The organism is Burkholderia sp. GbtcB21, from assembly GCF_019091065.1.
Taxonomy (GTDB): Bacteria; Pseudomonadota; Gammaproteobacteria; order Burkholderiales; family Burkholderiaceae; genus Burkholderia; species Burkholderia pyrrocinia_C.
On sequence record NZ_JAGXKA010000002.1, the window covers coordinates 133,002 to 151,453 of the forward strand.

General features: G+C 67.3%; 13 protein-coding genes. 8 read left to right on the forward strand and 5 right to left on the reverse strand.

Annotated features, from left to right (window positions below; translation table 11 throughout):
- Nucleotides 1-4: 4 nt before the first annotated feature.
- The 4 genes from KVT39_RS04820 to KVT39_RS04835 all read right to left on the reverse strand — a co-directional run bounded on the left by KVT39_RS04820 (nucleotide 5) and on the right by KVT39_RS04835 (nucleotide 2,490).
- Entirely contained in the window at nucleotides 5-475 is a 471-nt protein-coding gene (locus KVT39_RS04820) for an Lrp/AsnC family transcriptional regulator (protein ID WP_034183166.1), read from the reverse strand.
- A 269-nt stretch (nucleotides 476-744) separates the two neighbouring features.
- The gene (locus KVT39_RS04825; RefSeq protein WP_217588033.1) at nucleotides 745-1,386 is read right to left on the reverse strand and encodes an NAD(P)-dependent oxidoreductase; all 642 of its coding nucleotides are present in this window, start codon (nucleotides 1,384-1,386) and stop codon (nucleotides 745-747) included.
- 128 nt (nucleotides 1,387-1,514) lie between these two features.
- Nucleotides 1,515-1,970 (reverse strand): Rrf2 family transcriptional regulator, encoded by a 456-nt coding sequence (locus KVT39_RS04830; protein WP_034183164.1) that lies wholly within the window; start codon nucleotides 1,968-1,970, stop codon nucleotides 1,515-1,517.
- A gap of 91 nt (nucleotides 1,971-2,061) precedes the next feature.
- Entirely contained in the window at nucleotides 2,062-2,490 is a 429-nt protein-coding gene (locus KVT39_RS04835; protein WP_105390758.1) for a hypothetical protein, read from the reverse strand.
- Between the two features lie 194 nt (nucleotides 2,491-2,684).
- On the opposite strand from KVT39_RS04835, the gene KVT39_RS04840 reads away from it, so the two are divergent.
- From KVT39_RS04840 to KVT39_RS04875, 8 genes are all read left to right on the forward strand, one after another.
- Nucleotides 2,685-3,020, forward strand: a complete 336-nt coding sequence (locus KVT39_RS04840) for a hypothetical protein (protein WP_034183162.1) — start codon at nucleotides 2,685-2,687, stop codon at nucleotides 3,018-3,020.
- 252 nt (nucleotides 3,021-3,272) lie between these two features.
- Entirely contained in the window at nucleotides 3,273-4,466 is a 1,194-nt protein-coding gene (locus KVT39_RS04845; RefSeq protein ID WP_217588034.1) for an ammonium transporter, read from the forward strand.
- A gap of 165 nt (nucleotides 4,467-4,631) precedes the next feature.
- Nucleotides 4,632-6,596, forward strand: coding sequence for a PhoX family phosphatase (locus KVT39_RS04850; RefSeq protein ID WP_217588038.1), 1,965 nt, complete (start codon nucleotides 4,632-4,634; stop codon nucleotides 6,594-6,596).
- Between the two features lie 619 nt (nucleotides 6,597-7,215).
- Nucleotides 7,216-8,040, forward strand: a complete 825-nt coding sequence (locus tag KVT39_RS04855) for an IclR family transcriptional regulator (protein WP_034183159.1) — start codon at nucleotides 7,216-7,218, stop codon at nucleotides 8,038-8,040.
- Between the two features lie 255 nt (nucleotides 8,041-8,295).
- Nucleotides 8,296-9,654, forward strand: a complete 1,359-nt coding sequence (locus tag KVT39_RS04860; RefSeq protein ID WP_034183158.1) for an MdtA/MuxA family multidrug efflux RND transporter periplasmic adaptor subunit — start codon at nucleotides 8,296-8,298, stop codon at nucleotides 9,652-9,654.
- A 15-nt stretch (nucleotides 9,655-9,669) separates the two neighbouring features.
- A complete protein-coding gene (locus KVT39_RS04865) occupies nucleotides 9,670-12,783 on the forward strand; it encodes an MdtB/MuxB family multidrug efflux RND transporter permease subunit (protein ID WP_034183157.1) in 3,114 nt (1,037 codons plus the stop codon).
- Nucleotides 12,784-12,887: 104 nt separating this feature from the next.
- Nucleotides 12,888-16,193: an efflux RND transporter permease subunit gene (locus KVT39_RS04870; RefSeq protein WP_034183156.1), complete on the forward strand. Its 3,306-nt coding sequence runs from the start codon at nucleotides 12,888-12,890 to the stop codon at nucleotides 16,191-16,193.
- A gap of 106 nt (nucleotides 16,194-16,299) precedes the next feature.
- Nucleotides 16,300-16,683 (forward strand): VOC family protein, encoded by a 384-nt coding sequence (locus KVT39_RS04875; RefSeq protein WP_034183155.1) that lies wholly within the window; start codon nucleotides 16,300-16,302, stop codon nucleotides 16,681-16,683.
- Nucleotides 16,684-16,773: 90 nt separating this feature from the next.
- Here the strand turns inward: KVT39_RS04875 and KVT39_RS04880 are convergent, their stop codons facing one another.
- A complete protein-coding gene (locus tag KVT39_RS04880; RefSeq protein WP_217588040.1) occupies nucleotides 16,774-18,231 on the reverse strand; it encodes an NYN domain-containing protein in 1,458 nt (485 codons plus the stop codon).
- Nucleotides 18,232-18,452: the final 221 nt, after the last annotated feature.

The following is an 18,452-nucleotide window of genomic DNA, read 5'->3' on the forward strand; positions in this document are numbered from 1 at the left end:
CACGTCAGGCCGGCTCGGCATGATCGCGCACAGGCAGCGCGGTCGAATACTTGATCTGCTCCATCGCGAACGACGAGCTGACGTCGAACAGCGGCACCGCGCGAATCAGCTGCTTGTAGACGCGGTCGTAATCGTCGATGCCGGCGACGACGACGCGCAGCAGGTAATCGGTCTCGCCGCTCATCCGGTAGACCTCGACGACTTCCGGCATGTCGCGCACGGCCTGCGTGAAACGCTGCGCCCATTCCTCGGTGTGCTGGTTCGTGCGGATCGCGACGAACACGGTCGTGCCGACCCCGAGCTTGCGCGGATCGCACAGCGCAACCTGCGCGCGAATCGCGCCGGTTTCCTTCAGCCGCTGCACGCGCTTCCAGCACGGCGTCTGCGACAGGTTCACGCGCTGCGCCAGTTCCGCGATCGGCAGCGTGGCATCCGCCTGCAACAGCTCCAGCAGCTTGCGATCGATGGCGTCCATTTCTCCAGTCCCTCGTAGATAGAAATTTATTCTATGCATTCTGCATAACGGGGAACAATATGGAAACCGCCTCTCCGCGTCGACCGGTATAAATACCAATCCGATACGCGTGAATCCGCCACGCAGGCGATCGAGCCGGCACGCGTCCCTCCAAACGAAAAAGGCGACTCCACCCGTCCAGGTGGAATCGCCTCATGTACCGTCCGTTGCGGCTCGCGTGCCGCGCCCGGGCCAGGCCGGCGCTCACGCGGCACCGGCCGCCAAACCGCTCAATACGCGACCGTCGCGATCTCGCGCACGAAGCTGCGTTGCTCGAGCGCGTCGACGAACGCGACCGCGTAGTCTTCCGCCGAGATCTTGCTGTTGCCCTGCGCGTCCGCGATCAGCTTGCCGACGCCGGTGCGGAACGTGCCCGTCCGCTCGCCCGGTGCGATCAGCGCGGCCGGCGCGAAGAACGTCCAGTCGAGATCGCCGACCGTCTTCAGGTAGTCGAGCGCATCGCGGTGCGCGAGCGCGACCGCCTTGTACGCTTCCGGGAAGCCTTCGCTGTCGACGAGCTGCTTGCCGGGCGCGACTTCGAGCGAACCGGCGCCGCCCACCACCACGAGCCGCTTCAGGCTCGCCTGACGCGTGCCGGCGACCAGCGCCTTCGCGGCCGCGACGACCTTCGCCGCGTCGTCCTGCTTCGGGCCGTACGCGCTCGCGACGACGTCATGGCCCGGCAGCGCGGCCGCGATGCTGGCCGCGTCGAACAGGTCGGCCGCCTTCGCCGTGATGCCGTCGCCGGCCGCACCGGGGTTGCGCGACAGTGCGGTCACGCGATGGCCGCGCCGTGCGGCTTCCGCTGCGATGCGCGAGCCGATCATGCCGGTGGCGCCGAACAGCGCGATATTCAAGGTACGTTGCGTCATATCGATTCTCCGAAAAAATGTTACTAAATTGATTACATATAAGACCGAAAAAAACGGGGCGAATCCCCCGTTGCGCCGATCGCCACACCCACGCGCCGCCCGGCTTCCTGCGCTCTGCCTGCCGCCGCTCACCCGCCGGCGCGCCCCGCGTGTTGCTTGCGCTGCTCCGAATCCAGCACGTCGGCCGTTACGTCGGCAAGCGTGCGCGTGGCGAGCGATGCCTCCATCGCGCGCTGCGCGTCGCCGATGTAGTCGATCAGCACGCCCTGGATGTGCCGCCCGACGAGACACGCGGGATTCGGCGCCTCGCGGTGCAGCGCGAACAATTGGGCATCGTCGACCGCACGATACACGTCGAGCAGCGTGATCTCGCCGGGCTCGCGCGCCAGCAGCGCGCCGCCGCCCGCGCCGAGCTGCGACGTGGTCAGCCCCGCGCCCGCCAGCATCGACAGCAACCGGCGGATCAGCGCCGGATTCGTGTTCACGCTGCCCGCGATGATGTCGGACGACAACGGCGCGCCTTCCTGCATCGACAGCAAGGCAAGCACGTGGACGGCAAACGCGAACCGGCTGCTGGTATTCATTCCTCACCCACTCGGCGACGCCGGCCCGTACCGCGGCCGGCGACAATGTGTAACCATAATAATTACATTTTGCGGATCATGCAAGCCTGCGTCATTCTCCGCTTGCGGGCTTCGCGCCCGACGCGTTCTGCTGGCTCCACTGCTGGAGCTTCTTGCCGGCTTCCGCCATCTTCGCTCCGGCTTCGGAAGCCGCATGCGCGACGACCGCGGAAGCCGCCGCGTCGATCTGCGCCTGCGCGGCGGACGCGAGGCCGCTCGCGGACAGCGGCGGCACGGCCGACGCCGCGGACGCGATGCCGGCCTTCGCGGCGTTGAGCTGCTGGTTGACGGTGCTCGCGACCTGGTCGAGCGCCTTGGCCGCGCTGTTCGCGGCATCGGCCGCCGCGCTCGCGGCCGTATCGGGTTGGGCGACCGGCGTACCGGACTTCTCGCAGCCCGCGAGCAACAGCAGCGCACCGGCAGCCACGGCCGCCAGCGCGAACCCGGGCACGCGACGCGCCCGCGATGTCTTCATGTTCATCAGCAATCTCCGGCCGTGCGTCGCACGGCCTCGTGGTTGGACCGACGTCGATGATACCGCCTGTTGAACAGGCCAAATGACGACCCGTGATTAAAAATGCCTTTCAATTTCGGATTCGTCTGATTCAATCGCAGGCACGACGCCACTAAAGTGGACACGCTTCAATCCGCTTCGTACGTGTCCCCTTTTCCGTCATGGCTTTCCTCGTCGACTGGTTCATCGCCCTGGCCGCGCTGCTCGCCGCCACCCTGTTCCTGTGCCTGCGCCCTCCGTCGGCGCGCCGCCTGGCCGAAGCCGGGCGCTCGCGCCGCGTCACGTCCGCGCGCCTGCTCACGCAGGCCGTGATCGGCTTCTGGACGGCCGCGCTGATCGTCGCGCAAGGCATCCTCGGCCCCGACGGCGACGGCCAGTCGCTCACGGGTTTCGCGGCGCTCTCGTTCGCCGCGCTCGGGCTGACGACCGTCGCCGCGTACTGGTCGGCGTGCGCATTGCGGCTGCGCCGGCCGCGAGAACTGTTCGTGCGCCACTGACGCGCCAGATCGGTGCGCAACGGCATACGCCGCCGCACCACGCCGCACCCATTCGCACCAGTTCCGCACGCGCCGCACCACGTGCGTGCGTACGGTGCGGCCCCGGCCCGCACCATACGTGCGTCAATACCGGGCGCGATTCACCGAAATGCCCCGCCACGTGGTGCCTGAGCACCAATTCCACGCAACCGTTCACCAAGTTGGCTCGATACTTGCGTTCCTCGCCCGTTTTTTGCGCAAGGAAACCACGGCATGGATGGTCTGAAATCCGGCGTCGACACACTGTTCCTGTTGATCGGCGCCGTCATGGTGCTCGCGATGCACGCGGGCTTCGCATTTCTCGAACTCGGCACGGTCCGCAAGAAGAACCAGGTCAACGCGCTCGTGAAGATCCTGGTCGACTTCTCGGTGTCGACACTCGCGTACTTCCTCATCGGCTACACGATCGCGTACGGCGTCGAGTTCTTCGACGACATCGGCTCGCTGTCGCAGCACAACGGCTACGCGCTCGTGCGCTTCTTCTTCCTGCTGACCTTCGCTGCGGCCATTCCCGCGATCGTGTCCGGCGGCATCGCCGAGCGCGCGAAGTTCAATCCGCAGCTCGTCGCGACGCTGATCATCGTCGGCTTCATCTATCCGTTCTTCGAAGGGATCGCATGGAACGACCGCTACGGCGTGCAGGCCTGGCTCACGCACGCGTTCGGTGCGCCGTTCCACGATTTCGCGGGCTCGGTCGTCGTGCATGCGTTCGGCGGCTGGGTCGCGCTGCCGGCCGTGCTGCTGCTCGGCGCGCGCCACGGTCGTTATGCGAAGGACGGCCGGATCGCCGCGCACCCGCCGTCGAACATCCCGTTCCTCGCGCTCGGCGCATGGGTGCTCGCGGTCGGCTGGTTCGGCTTCAACGTGATGAGCGCACAGACGCTCGACAAGATCAGCGGCCTCGTCGCCGTGAACTCGCTGATGGCGATGGTCGGCGGCACGCTCGCCGCGTGGATGGCGGGCCGCAACGATCCGGGCTTCACGTACAACGGGCCGCTCGCGGGCCTCGTCGCGGTGTGCGCGGGCTCCGACGTGATGCACCCGATCGGCGCGCTCGTCACGGGCGCGGCGGCCGGCGCGCTGTTCGTCGCGATGTTCACCTGCGTGCAGAACAAGTGGCGCATCGACGACGTGCTCGGCGTGTGGCCGCTGCACGGGATGTGCGGCGCGCTCGGCGGCCTCGCGGCCGGCGTGTTCGGCCTGCCCGCGCTCGGCGGTCTCGGCGGCGTGTCGTTCCTGTCGCAGCTCGTCGGCACGCTCGGCGGCATCGCGATCGCAACCGCCGGCGGCACGCTCGTCTACGGCGCGCTGAAGGCGACCGTCGGGCTGCGCCTCGACCGCGAAGCCGAATTCGACGGCGCGGACCTGTCGATCCACCGGATCTCGGCGACGCCCGAACGCGACTGAGCGCCTGACGAACGCCCGACGCAGCATTACGTTTTCGATTCAAAAAACTTTCATCGAGCGTCCTTACACTTCCGTCCAGTTTTCACTTTGCCTTCGCGGAGCTTGCCGATCGCCTGCTTGCGCTTCGCGAAGGCCATTCTTCCAACAACTGAAACTGGACTCCACATGCCCGCGTTGCCCAATGCTGCCCGTCGTCAGGCCCTGAAGATCCTCGCCGGCGCGCCGATGCTTCCCCTTTCCGGCCTCGCGCTGCCGGCCCTGCTGACGGGTTGCGGCGGCGACGACAATCCGACGTCGACGCCGGCCCCGGTCGCCGCCGCCTATACGTCGGCGACGTTCTCGGCGATGGCCGCACCCACGCTCGACAACGCGGCCGCAATGGCCACGACGACGGTCGGCTCGACACTGTCGGTGTCGTTCTCGGACGGTTCGTCGCGCAATTTCAAGCTCGCGTACCGGCCGTTCTTCGTGACGGGCGACATGGTGCCGGACGGCAAGGGCGGCACGACGCTCGCGGGCGGCTACTACGACATCAACAACCAGCCGATCATCGATCGCTCGGTAGCCGGCAAGGAGCGCCAGTTCTATTCCGACTGCCCGGACGGCAGCTCGCTGCTCACGCTGAAGAACGCGAACGTGCCCGGCGTGAAGGGCAACACGGTGTTCGCGGTCGTGCAGTTCGAATACACGACGCGCGACCAGGCCAGCGCATCGCAGTACGGCCAGCTGCCGTCGCCGATCGCGGTGCTCACGCTCGACCAGGATCCGGCCACCGGCGCGCTGAAGGTCGTCAAGTACCACAACGTCGACACGTCGAACGCGCACGGCCTGTGGATCACCTGCGGTGCGAGCCTGTCGCCGTGGGGCACGCACCTGTCGAGCGAGGAGTACGAGCCGGACGCGACGAAGGCCGCGACCGACGCGCAGTTCAAGGCGTTCAGCAAGAACACGTTCGGCGACGAGACGAAGGCGAACCCCTACCACTACGGCCACCTGCCCGAGATCACCGTGAACGCGGACGGCACGGGCACCGTGAAGAAGCACTACTGCCTCGGCCGCATCTCGCACGAACTGATCCAGGTGATGCCGGACCAGCGCACCGTGATGATGGGCGACGACGCAACCAACGGCGGCCTGTTCATGTTCGTCGCCGACAAGGCGGCCGACCTGTCGGCCGGCACGCTGTACGTCGCAAAGTGGGCGCAGACGTCGGCCGCCGGCGCGGGCACGGCGACGCTGACGTGGATCAGGATCGGCCACGCGACGAGCAGCGAGATCGAAGCGCTCGCGAACACGCTGAAGGCGTCGGACATCATGGACCTGACGACCACCGACCCGAACGATGCGAGCTACATGAAGATCCACTTCGGCGGCAAGTTCAACTGGATGCGCGTGAAGCCGGGGATGGAGAAGGCGGCCGCGTTCCTCGAGACGCACCGCTACGCGGCGCTGCTCGGCGGCAGCATGGCGTTCACGAAGCTCGAAGGCACGACCGTGAACGCGAAGGACAAGATCGTCTATACGGCGATGTCGCGGATCGAGACGTCGATGGTCAAGGGCAACGCGGTGTCGCGCGACGTCGCGGTCGACAAGAAGATCGCCGCGGGCGCCGTCTATGCGCTGAACCTGAAGGGTAGCCAGCGCGACACGACGGGCGGCGCGATCGACAGCGAATGGGTGCCGGTCGACATGGGCGCGCCGGCCGCGCTCGTCGGCGAGGATCTCGCCGCGGCCGACGGGCTCGGCAACCTCGCGAACCCGGACAAGATCGCGAACCCCGACAACCTGAAGTTCTCCGAGAAGCTGCGCACGCTCTTCATCGGCGAAGACTCGGGCATGCACGTGAACAACTTCCTGTGGGCCTACAACGTCGACACGAAATCGCTCGTGCGCGTGCTGTCGTGCCCGGCCGGCGCCGAATCGACGGGCCTGCACGCGGTCGACGAGATCAACGGCTGGACCTACGTCATGAGCAACTTCCAGCACGCGGGCGACTGGGAAACGCCGCTGCACGACAAGGTCAAGCCGACGCTCGACCCGCTCGTGCGCGCGAACTTCAAGGACCGCTTCGGCGCCAGCGTCGGCTACCTGACGGCCGAGCAGACCAGCATCAAGCTCGCGAAGGCCTGACCGCTTCGCTCGAGGGAGCCTTGCGTCCCTGGCCGGGCGCCCCTAACCGGGCGTCCCTAGCCGGGCGCCCCTTTCTTCATCACCGTTCATTCGTCGGCGCTCCACGCCGGTTTGTGCGCGATGCCCAGTGCGGGCATCGCGCTTTTTTTTGCGCGCGCGAATCGAACCTGCCGCGAATGCATCGCGCGCAAGCATGCTCCGTCGGACGTTCGGACGGGCGTTTTCTGCGATCGGGGGATAATACGGGCCTGACGCGTCCGGGCGGACGGGCAAAAAAAAGCGCCACGGAGACCGTGGCGCTAAAAAAGTTCTAGCCATTCCGAGGGCCGTGCTAGAACCTGAGAGACTGCGCGAAACACCGTTGCCGGTTAAACTCCTGAAACGATGTTTCGAAAACGTGAGACATTCTTTCCGTTTCCGCCCGACAAGTCAAGCGGTATTTGCACCGGCTCATGCACTTTCCGGCAATGCTCCTTTGAGCGTTTTCCTAATAAACCAAGGGTGAACCCGCAAAATCTCATCCAATGACCGGTTCACCCATGGAACATGCATCTTTTGACAATCGTCCTACAATACCAACAAAATTGAAATCGAGTTTCGGAAATAGAGAGAACCCCTCGTGTCGACAACTGTAACCCCTTCCGCGTCCCGGGACCGTGAATCGTCGCCCGACGAGATCACCGCGCTCGCCCGCGGCCTTGCCGTGCTGCGCCGCATCGCGGCTGCCGACGCGCCCGTCAGCAACCGCGAGCTGACCGAACTGACCGGCATCCCGAAGCCGACCGTGTCGCGCATCACCGCGACGCTGGTCAGCGCCGGCTTCCTGTTCCAGTTGCCCGACAGCGAGCGCTTCGTGCTCACCGCGTCGGTGCTCGAGCTGAGCCACGGCTTCCTGCGCAACTTCGACATCCGCGCGCGTTCGCGGCCGTTCATGATCGAGCTGGCCGAACGCACGTCGCTGTCCGTGCACCTTGCGGTGCGCGACCGGCTCGACATGGTCGCGATCGACGTGATCCGGCCACGCTCGGCCGTGCTCGTCACGCGCCTCGAAATCGGCTCGCGGATGGACATCGCGCGCACGGCCGTCGGCCGCGCGTATCTCGCGGCACTCGAGGACGACGAGCGGCGCCAATTGCTCGACTCGCTGCGCACGACGGCGGGCGACGACTGGCCGCATGTGTCCGCAAGACTCAATCCTGCGCTCGACGAAGCGATGCGCGAAGGCCACGCGATCGCGATCGGCGAATGGCGCGAGGGCCTGAATGCGGTCGCGGCCGGTTTCGTCGGCCCGTCGGGCCAGCGCTATTCGGTGAATTGCGGCGGTGCGTCGCACCAGTGTCCGCCCGAATGGCTACAGGAACATGTCGTACCCGCACTGCACGAATGCATCGCGAAAATCACCCGCGAGATCGGCGGCGCGCCGGCCCGGCGCATCAGCGTGTAATCGTTCCGTCATCGTGCCGACGCGTTCTGTAACGACCGTAACCCGTTGAAAGATAGACCGCTGGACTGTAACGGGGACGGCACGTAGGATCATGCCCATCGTCGCGCCGCATTCGCGGTGCGCACAGCTCTTTTCCCGCGCGGGTCGGGAGGGCACCGGACCGAGCCGGGTTGCCCCTCCCGGCACCGCTCGCCCACGCGCAGCCAAGAGCAGTCCGATTCCCGGCACGCCGCGCCGTCTTCCTGACAGAACACGATGGATAACGAACAAAATCCCACGCCCCCTTCGAAAGATCCCGCATCTCCCGCCGCACGGCGCCCGCGCCGCACGCTGATGATCGGGACGCTCGCGGTCGTCGTCATCGGCGGCCTGCTGTGGTGGCACCCGTGGAACCGCACGTCGGCGGCCCAGCCGGGTGCCGGCAGCGCGGCCCAGGGCGCGAGCGGCGCCGGCGGCCATCGCGGCCGCGGCGGCCCCGCCGCGATGGCGAACGTTCCGCAGCCGGTACAGGTGGCGACCGCGACGCAGGGCGAGATGCCGATCGTGCTGTCCGCGCTCGGCACCGTGACGCCGCTCGCGAACGTGACGGTGAAGACGCAGTTGTCGGGCTATCTGCAGTCGGTGTCGTTCCAGGAAGGCCAGATCGTCAAGAAAGGCGACGTGCTCGCGCAGATCGACCCGCGCCCGTACCAGGTGTCGCTCGAGAACGCCGAAGGCACGTTCGCGCGCGACTCGGCACTGCTCGCGACGGCGCGCCTCGACCTGAAGCGCTACCAGACGCTGCTGTCGCAGGACTCGATCGCGTCGCAAACCGTCGATACGCAGAAATCGCTCGTCAAGCAATACGAAGGCGCGGTGAAGACCGACCAGGCCGCGATCGATTCCGCGAAGCTGAACCTCACGTATGCGCGCATCACGGCGCCCGTGTCGGGCCGCGTCGGCCTGCGCCAGGTCGACCCCGGCAACTACGTGACGCCGGGCGACAGCACCGGCATCGTCGTGATCACGCAGTTGCAGCCGATGAGCGTGATCTTCACGACATCGGAAGACAACCTGCCGCAGATCCTCAAGCAGGTGAACGCGGGCCAGAAGCTGTCGGTCACCGCGTACAACCGCAACAACACGGTGCCGCTCGAGACGGGCTCGCTCGCGACGCTCGACAACCAGATCGACACGAGCACGGGCACGGTCAAGCTGCGCGCGAACTTCGATAACAAGGAAGGCATGCTGTTCCCGAATCAGTTCGTGAACACGCGGCTGCTCGTCGACGTGATGCGCGATGCGACGATCGTGCCGACGTCCGCGGTGCTGACGGGTTCGATCGGCCAGTTCGTCTACGTCGTGAAACCCGACAACACGGTGACAGTGCGCAAGGTCAAGCCCGGCCCGGTCGACGGCGAACGCACGAGCATCGTCAGCGGCATCGCGCTCGGCGAGCGCGTGGTGACCGACGGCTCCGACCGCCTGCGCGAAGGCGCGAAGATCTCGATCCCGGCCGACAAGCCGAAAGGCGCGTCGGGCGCGCGCGGCGCCGGCGCGGCGTCGGGTGCATCGGGCGCCGGCGGCCATCGCGGCGGACACCCGCACGGCGCGTCGCAAGCAGCGGCCCGATAACGCGCGGGCCGCTCGATGAATCCATCCCGCCTCTTCATTCTCCGGCCGGTCGGCACCGCCCTCCTGATGGCGGCGATCATGCTGGCCGGCCTCGTCGCGCTGCGCTTCCTGCCGCTCGCCGCGTTGCCCGAGGTCGACTATCCGACGATCCAGGTCCAGACCTTCTACCCGGGCGCGAGCCCGGAGGTGATGACCTCGTCGGTCACCGCGCCGCTCGAACGGCAGTTCGGGCAGATGCCGTCGCTGAACCAGATGTCGTCGCAAAGCTCGGCCGGCGCGTCGGTGATCACGCTGCAGTTCTCGCTCGACCTGCCGCTCGACATCGCCGAGCAGGAAGTGCAGGCCGCGATCAACGCGGCCGGCAACCTGCTGCCGTCCGACCTCCCTGCCCCGCCGATCTACGCGAAGGTCAACCCGGCCGACGCGCCGGTGATCACGCTCGCCGTCAAGTCGAAGACGCTGCCGCTCACGCAGGTGCAGGATCTGGCCGACACGCGGCTCGCGATGAAGATCTCGCAGATCGCGGGCGTCGGCCTCGTCAGCCTGTCGGGCGGCAACCGCCCGGCCGTGCGGATCCAGGCCAACCCGACCGCGCTCGCGCAGTACGGGATGAACCTCGACGACCTGCGCACGACGATCTCGAACCTGAACGTGAACACGCCGAAGGGCAACTTCGACGGCCCGACGCGCGCCTACACGATCAACGCGAACGACCAGCTCACGAGCGCCGACCAGTACAACAGCGCCGTCGTCGCGTACAAGAACGGCCGCCCGGTGATGCTCACCGACGTCGCGACGGTCGTCGCCGGCTCGGAGAACACCAAGCTCGGCGCGTGGGTGAATTCGGAGCCCGCGATCATCCTGAACGTGCAGCGCCAGCCCGGCGCGAACGTGATCCAGACGGTGGACGCGATCAAGGCGCAGTTGCCGAAGCTGCAGGAAACGCTGCCGGCCGCGCTCGACGTGCAGATCGTCACCGACCGCACGACGATGATCCGCGCGGCCGTGCGCGACGTGCAGTTCGAGCTGCTGCTCGCGGTCGGGCTGGTCGTGCTGGTGATGTACCTGTTCCTCGCGAACGTCTACGCGACGATCATCCCGAGCCTGTCGGTGCCGCTGTCGCTGATCGGCACGCTCGCGGTGATGTACCTGGCCGGCTTCTCGCTGAACAACCTGTCGCTGATGGCGCTCACCATCGCGACCGGCTTCGTCGTCGACGACGCGATCGTGATGATCGAGAACATCGCGCGCTACGTCGAGGAAGGCGAATCGGGGCTCGAGGCCGCGCTGAAGGGCTCGCGGCAGATCGGCTTCACGATCATCTCGCTAACGGTGTCGCTGATCGCGGTGCTGATCCCGCTGCTGTTCATGGGCGACGTGGTCGGGCGCCTGTTCCATGAATTCGCGATCACGCTCGCGGTGACGATCGTGATCTCGGCGATCGTGTCGCTCACGCTCGTGCCGATGATGTGCGCGAAGCTGCTGCGCCATTCGCCGCCGCCGGAGAGCCACCGCTTCGAGGCGCGCGTGCACCAGACGATCGACTGGGTGATCGCGCGCTACGCGGTCGCGCTCGAATGGGTGCTGAACCGCCAGCGCTCGACGCTCGTCGTCGCGCTGCTGACGCTCGTGCTGACCGGCCTGCTTTACGTCTACATACCGAAGGGCTTCTTCCCCGCGCAGGATACCGGCGTGATCCAGGCGATCACGCAGGCGCCGCAGTCGATCTCGTACGGTGCGATGGCCGAACGCCAGCAGGCGCTCGCGACCGAGATCCTGAAGGATCCGAACGTCGTCAGCCTCACGTCGTTCATCGGCGTCGACGGCAGCAACATCACGCTGAACAGCGGCCGGATGCTGATCAACCTGAAGGCGCGCGACGAGCGCTCCGAGACGGCGGCGCAGATCATCCGCGACCTGCAGCACCGCGTCGCGAACATCACGGGCATTTCGCTGTTCATGCAGTCGGTGCAGGATCTGACGATCGACTCGACCGTCAGCCCGACGCAGTACCAGTTCATGCTGACGAGCCCGAACTCGGACGAGTTCGCGACCTGGGTGCCGAAGCTCGTCGCGCGGCTGCAGCAGGAACCGTCGCTCGCCGACGTCGCGACCGACCTGCAGAGCAACGGCCAGTCCGTCTACATCGAGATCGACCGCGCGAGCGCCGCGCGCTTCGGCATCACGCCGGCAACCGTCGACAACGCGCTGTACGACGCGTTCGGCCAGCGCATCGTGTCGACCATCTTCACGCAGTCGAACCAGTACCGCGTGATTCTCGAGTCCGAACCGAAGGAGCAGCACTACGCGCAATCGCTGAACGACATCTACCTGCCGTCGGCCGGCGGCGGCCAGGTGCCGCTGTCGTCGATCGCGTCGTTCCACGAGCGGCCGTCGCCGCTGCTGGTCGCGCACCTGTCGCAGTTCCCGTCGACGACCATCTCGTTCAACCTCGCGCCCGGCGCGTCGCTCGGCGAGGCCGTCAAGGCGATCGAGGCCGCCGAGAAGGACATCGCGCTGCCCGCGTCGTTCCAGACGCGCTTCCAGGGTGCGGCACTCGCGTTCCAGGCATCGCTGTCGAATCAGATCTTCCTGATCCTCGCGGCGATCATCACGATGTACATCGTGCTCGGCGTGCTGTACGAAAGCTACATCCACCCGATCACGATCCTGTCGACGCTGCCGTCGGCCGGCGTCGGCGCGCTGCTCGCGCTGATGATCACCGGGCACGACCTCGACATCATCGGGATCATCGGCATCGTGCTGCTGATCGGCATCGTGAAGAAGAACGCGATCATGATGATCGACTTTGCGCTCGAGGCCGAGCGCGTCGAAGGCAAGCCGGCGCGCGAGGCGATCTTCCAGGCGTGCCTGCTGCGCTTCCGGCCGATCCTGATGACGACGCTCGCCGCGCTGCTCGGCGCGGTGCCGCTGATCGTCGGCTCCGGCGCGGGCTCCGAGCTGCGCCAGCCGCTCGGGATCGCGATCGCCGGCGGCCTGATCGTGTCGCAAGTGCTGACGCTGTTCACGACGCCCGTGATCTACCTCGGCTTCGACTCGCTCGCGCGCCGCGTGCGCGGCTGGTTCGAACGCCACGGCCCCGGTGCCGGCACGCGCACGGATGCGTAAATGAAACGACCCCCACGCTCACTTCGTTCGCGTGGGGGGGCGCAGCCCCCCCATCTGCCGAAAACGCATCCGTCGGAACACGCGGCGGCCCAGCGAGTGCCGACATGAACCTGTCGCGCCCCTTCATCACCCGCCCCGTCGCGACCACGCTGCTCGCGCTCGGCGTCGCGCTCGCGGGCCTGTTCGCGTTCATCAAGCTGCCGGTGTCGCCGCTGCCGCAGGTCGACTTCCCGACCATCTCGGTGCAGGCGTCGCTGCCCGGCGCGAGCCCCGAGACCGTCGCGACCAGCGTGACGAGCCCGCTCGAGCGGCATCTCGGCTCGATCGCCGACGTCTCCGAGATGACGTCGACGAGCACGGTCGGCAACGCGCGGATCATCCTGCAGTTCGGCCTGAACCGCGACATCGACGGCGCCGCGCGCGACGTGCAGGCCGCGATCAACGCGGCGCGCGCCGACCTGCCCGCCGCGCTGAAGAGCAACCCGACCTACCGCAAGGTCAACCCGGCCGATTCGCCGATCATGGTCGTGTCGCTCACGTCGGAAACCTCGTCGCCGGCGAAGCTGTACGACGCGGCGTCGACGGTGCTGCAGCAATCGCTGTCGCAGATCGACGGGATCGGCCAGGTGTCGGTCAGCGGCTCCGCCAACCCGGCCGTGCGCGTCGAACTCGAACCGCAGGCGCTGTTCCACTACGGGATCGGCCTCGAGGACGTGCGCGCGGCGCTCGCGTCCGCGAACGCGAACGCACCGAAGGGCGCGATCGAATTCGGCCCGCAGCGCTACCAGCTCTATACGAACGACCAGGCCTCCGACGCGTCGCAATACCGCGACCTCGTCGTCGCATACCGCAACGGCTCGGCCGTGCGGCTGTCCGACCTGTCCGACGTCGTCGATTCGGTCGAGGACCTGCGCAACCTGGGCCTCGCGAACGGCAAGCGCGCGGTGCTCGTGATCCTGTACCGCTCGCCCGGCGCGAACATCATCGAGACGATCGACCGCGTGCACGCGGCGCTGCCGCAGCTCACCGCGTCGCTGCCGGCCGACATCACGGTCACGCCCGTGCTCGACCGGTCGACGACGATCCGCGCATCGCTGAAGGACACCCAGCACACGCTGCTGATCGCGGTCAGCCTCGTCGTGATGGTCGTGTTCCTGTTCCTGCGCAACTGGCGCGCGACGCTGATCCCGAGCGTCGCGGTGCCGATCTCGATCATCGGCACGTTCGGCGCGATGTACCTGCTCGGCTTCTCGATCGACAACCTGTCGCTGATGGCGCTGATCGTCGCGACCGGCTTCGTCGTCGACGACGCGATCGTCGTGCTCGAGAACATCTCGCGGCACATCGAGAACGGCAAGTCGCGGATGCAGGCCGCGTTCGACGGCGCGCGCGAGGTCGGCTTCACGGTGCTGTCGATGAGCATCTCGCTCGTCGCCGTGTTCCTGCCGATCCTGCTGATGGGCGGCATCGTCGGGCGCCTGTTCCGCGAGTTCGCGCTGACGCTGTCGCTCGCGATCGCCGTATCGCTCGCGGTGTCGCTCACCGTCACGCCGATGATGTGCGCGCGCCTCTTGCCCGAGTCGCACGACCCGCGAAACGAAGGCCGCTTCGGGCGCTTCCTCGAGCGCGGCTTCGCGCGCATGCAGCGCGGCTACGAGCGTTCGCTGTCGTGGGCGCTGCGCCGGCCGCTGCTGATCCTGATGACCCTGTTCGCCACGATCGGGCTGAACGTCTACCTGTACATCGTCGTGCCCAAGGGCTTCTTCCCGCAGCAGGACACCGGGCTGATGATCGGCGGCATCCAGGCCGACCAGTCGACGTCGTTCCAGGCGATGAAGCTGAAGTTCTCCGAAATGATGCGGATCGTGCAGAGCAATCCGAACGTGAAGAGCGTCGCGGGCTTCACCGGCGGCACGCAGACCAACTCGGGCTTCATGTTCGTCACGCTGAAGGACCGCACCGAGCGCAAGCTGTCGGCCGACCAGGTGATCCAGCAACTGCGCCCGCCGCTGGCGGACGTCGCGGGCGCGCGCACGTTCCTGCAGGCCGCGCAGGACATCCGCGTCGGCGGCCGGCAGAGCAACGCGCAGTACCAGTTCACGCTGCTCGGCGATTCGAGCGCCGACCTGTACAAGTGGGCGCCGATCCTGACCGAGGCGCTGCAAAAGCGCCCCGAGCTGACCGACGTGAACTCCGACCAGCAGCAAGGCGGCCTCGAGGCGATGGTGACGATCGACCGCGCGACGGCCGCGCGGTTCGGCATCAAGCCCGCGCAGATCGACAACACGCTGTACGACGCGTTCGGCCAGCGCCAGGTCTCGACGATCTACAACCCGCTGAACCAGTACCACGTCGTGATGGAAGTCGCGCCGAAATACTGGCAGAGCCCCGAGATGCTGAACCAGGTATGGATCAGCACGTCGGGCGGCAGCGCGAACGGCTCGCAGACCACCAACGCGGCGGCCGGCACCTACGTCGCGACGTCGGCAGGCACGTCGAGCGCCGGCACGGCCGCGCAGAGCGCCGCGGCGATCGCGTCCGATTCCGCGCGCAACCAGGCGCTCAACTCGATCGCGGCCAGCGGCAAGTCGAGCGCGTCGTCGGGCGCGTCGGTATCGACGTCGAAGTCGACGATGATCCCGCTGTCGGCGATCGCGACGTTCGGGCCGAGCACGACGCCGCTGTCGGTCAACCACCAGGGGCTGTTCGTCGCGACGACGATCTCGTTCAACCTGCCGCCGGGCGTGTCGCTGTCGCAGGCGACCCAGGTGATCTACCAGACGATGGCGCAGGTCGGCGTGCCGCCGACGATCGTCGGCAGCTTCCAGGGTACCGCGCAGGCGTTCCAGCAGTCGCTGAACGACCAGCCGATCCTGATCCTCGCCGCGCTGCTGGCCGTCTATATCGTGCTCGGGATCCTGTACGAGAGCTACATCCACCCGATCACGATCCTGTCGACGCTGCCGTCGGCCGGCGTCGGCGCGCTGCTCGCGCTGCTGCTGTTCAAGACCGAGTTCAGCATCATCGCGCTGATCGGCGTGATCCTGCTGATCGGCATCGTGAAGAAGAACGCGATCATGATGGTCGATTTCGCGATCGACCAGACGCGCAACAACCGCAAGTCGTCGTTCGACGCGATCCACGAGGCGTGCCTGCTGCGCTTCCGTCCGATCATGATGACGACGATGGCGGCGCTGCTCGGCGCGCTGCCGCTCGCGTTCGGCAGCGGCGACGGCGCCGAGCTGCGCGCGCCGCTCGGAATCGCGATCGCCGGCGGCCTGGTCGTATCGCAGGTGCTGACGCTCTATACGACGCCGGTCGTCTATCTGTACATGGACCGGCTGCGCGTGTGGGCCGAGAAGCGGCGCAACCGCCGGAATCCGGGCGGGCCGGCGGTCGCCGGGGAATGATGGCAGCGGCCGCCCGTCAGGCGGCCGCTTTCCGCGCTTGAACACCGGCGGCGATCGGCTATCGTGTTTCCATGCCCACCGCCGGTGCCCTTCCCCGGAACACGCCATGAACGTCCAGTTGAACCACACGATCGTCTGGTGCCGCGACAAGCACGCGTCGAGCCGCTTCCTCACCGAGCTTCTGGAACTGCCGCCGCCGACGCCGTTCGGCGCGATGCTGGTCGTCGCGCTCGACAACGGCGTGTCGCTCGATTTTTACGAAAAGACGGGGGAGATCACGGCGCAGCATTACGCGTTCCTGATCGACGAAGCCGGTTTCGACCGCGTGTTCGCCCGCATTCGCGAGCGTGGGCTGCCGCACTGGGCCGATCCGGCCAAGCGGCAACCCGGCGACATCTACCGCCACAACGGCGGCCGCGGCGTCTATTTCGACGATCCGGACGGCCATTTCCTCGAAGTGATGACGCGGCCGTATGTGCTGAACGGTTAGCTCGGCAGGCCGGCCGGCGTTGCGCCGGCCGGTATTGCGCGGGCCGGGTGCCGTCCTGTTTCGGACGATCCGGGCCCGGCTGCGGTTTATTTACTCGGTAGCCGCCGTCTTGCGCGGACGACGCGCGCGCGGCGCCGCCTTGCGGGCCGGCTTCTTCGGCTTGGCAGCGGCCGGTGCTTCGGCAGCCGATTCGACCGGCGCGGCGTCATGCGACGGCTGCGCCGCGGCAACCTCGCCGCCGAAATCGCCGGCCGCCGGCTCGGCGTGCGTCACCGCGGCGTGCCGGTCGTCGCCCTGCCCCGCATCGCGATGTGCGTCGTCGGCATGCTTGCCGTGCGCGTGCTTGTCGCCACCGTGCTGCGCCGCGCCATGCGCGGCGTCGTCCGGCTGCCCGGCCTCGTGACGGCCGGCGCTCTTCGCGGCGGCAGTTTTCTTCGCGCCGGTCTTCTTCGCCGCGCTCTTGCGTGCGCGCTTGCGGCCGTCCTTCGCGTCGCCGTGCGCATCGGCCGTGTCGGCCGCGACGGCAGGTGCGACCGCCGCTGCGTCGGCGACTTCGGCAACGACCGCCTCCTGCGCTTCGACCTGCACGCTTTCGTGCACGGCCGCTTCCGGCCGCTGCCCGCGACGCCGCGATTCGCGCCCGGCCCGCGCCGGCTCCGCCGCGCGCGTGCCGTGGTGCGCGGCGGCGCCTTCACCACCGGCCGCAACGTGCTCCGCAGCCGCCGGCTGGCGTGCCCGCGACACGAACGCGCCCGACTTGTCGTCGCGCCCCACTTCGAGCAGGCCGCGCGCCTGCGCCTCGTCGAGCAGGTTGCCGAACGCGCGGAACCCGTAGTACGACTCGTTGAAATCCGGCTTGCGGCGCTTGATCGCGCTCTTGAGCACCGACGCCCAGATCTTGCCGACGTCGTCGCGCTCCGACGCGAGCGCGTCGAACGTCTCGACCGCCAGCGCGATCGCCTCGGCCTTGCGCGCGTCCATGTCGTGCTTGCGCGACGGCTCGTCGGGCCGCTTCGCGCCGCCGTTGCCGGCGCGCTGCTGCTGTTCGCGCTTCGCGAGCGTGCGCTGCTGCTCGCGCACCAGATCGTCGTAGAAGATGAATTCGTCGCAGTTCGCGACCAGCAGGTCCGACGTCGATTTCTTCACGCCGACGCCGATCACCTTCTTCGCGTTCTCGCGCAGCTTCGACACGAGCGGCGAAAAGTCCGAGTCGCCGCTGATGATCACGAACGTATCGACGTGCGACTTCGTGTAGCAGAGATCGAGCGCGTCCACGACGAGCCGGATGTCGGCCGAATTCTTGCCCGACTGGCGCACGTGCGGAATCTCGATCAGCTCGAAGCTCGCCTCGTGCATCGACGCCTTGAAGCCCTTGTAGCGATCCCAGTCGCAATAGGCCTTCTTCACGACGATGCTGCCCTTCAGCAGCAAGCGCTCCAGCACGGGCTGGATGTCGAATTTCTCGTACTTCGCGTCGCGCACGCCGAGCGCGACGTTCTCGAAGTCGCAGAACACGGCCATGCTGACGTTGTCCAGGGGTAATGCCATGTGTACTCCAACCGGTTGGCCGACGCGTTTAGGACATAGCGTCGAAAAATGCATCGCGCACATGATAGCCGGTCGGCGCGTCATTCCCGAATCCATGTGAATGAATGACCGCCCGAACGTGCGCCGTGTCGGCGGGGGCCGCGTGCCTGCACCGGGAAGCCTTCGCCGACAGCCCGCGCCGGTACGCCCCTTATTACCTGTGCGCCGCCGCCGCGATTCGA

What these genes read in the sequence shown, in the direction of transcription:
- KVT39_RS04820 (WP_034183166.1), bottom strand. Translation starts at nt 475, where the DNA reads ATGGACGCCATCGATCGCAAGCTGCTGGAGCTGTTGCAGGCGGATGCC.
- KVT39_RS04825 (WP_217588033.1), bottom strand. Translation starts at nt 1,386, where the DNA reads ATGACGCAACGTACCTTGAATATCGCGCTGTTCGGCGCCACCGGCATG.
- KVT39_RS04830 (WP_034183164.1), bottom strand. Translation starts at nt 1,970, where the DNA reads ATGAATACCAGCAGCCGGTTCGCGTTTGCCGTCCACGTGCTTGCCTTG.
- KVT39_RS04835 (WP_105390758.1), bottom strand. Translation starts at nt 2,490, where the DNA reads ATGAACATGAAGACATCGCGGGCGCGTCGCGTGCCCGGGTTCGCGCTG.
- KVT39_RS04840 (WP_034183162.1), top strand. Translation starts at nt 2,685, where the DNA reads ATGGCTTTCCTCGTCGACTGGTTCATCGCCCTGGCCGCGCTGCTCGCC.
- KVT39_RS04845 (WP_217588034.1), top strand. Translation starts at nt 3,273, where the DNA reads ATGGATGGTCTGAAATCCGGCGTCGACACACTGTTCCTGTTGATCGGC.
- KVT39_RS04850 (WP_217588038.1), top strand. Translation starts at nt 4,632, where the DNA reads ATGCCCGCGTTGCCCAATGCTGCCCGTCGTCAGGCCCTGAAGATCCTC.
- KVT39_RS04860 (WP_034183158.1), top strand. Translation starts at nt 8,296, where the DNA reads ATGGATAACGAACAAAATCCCACGCCCCCTTCGAAAGATCCCGCATCT.
- KVT39_RS04865 (WP_034183157.1), top strand. Translation starts at nt 9,670, where the DNA reads ATGAATCCATCCCGCCTCTTCATTCTCCGGCCGGTCGGCACCGCCCTC.
- KVT39_RS04870 (WP_034183156.1), top strand. Translation starts at nt 12,888, where the DNA reads ATGAACCTGTCGCGCCCCTTCATCACCCGCCCCGTCGCGACCACGCTG.
- KVT39_RS04875 (WP_034183155.1), top strand. Translation starts at nt 16,300, where the DNA reads ATGAACGTCCAGTTGAACCACACGATCGTCTGGTGCCGCGACAAGCAC.
- KVT39_RS04880 (WP_217588040.1), bottom strand. Translation starts at nt 18,231, where the DNA reads ATGGCATTACCCCTGGACAACGTCAGCATGGCCGTGTTCTGCGACTTC.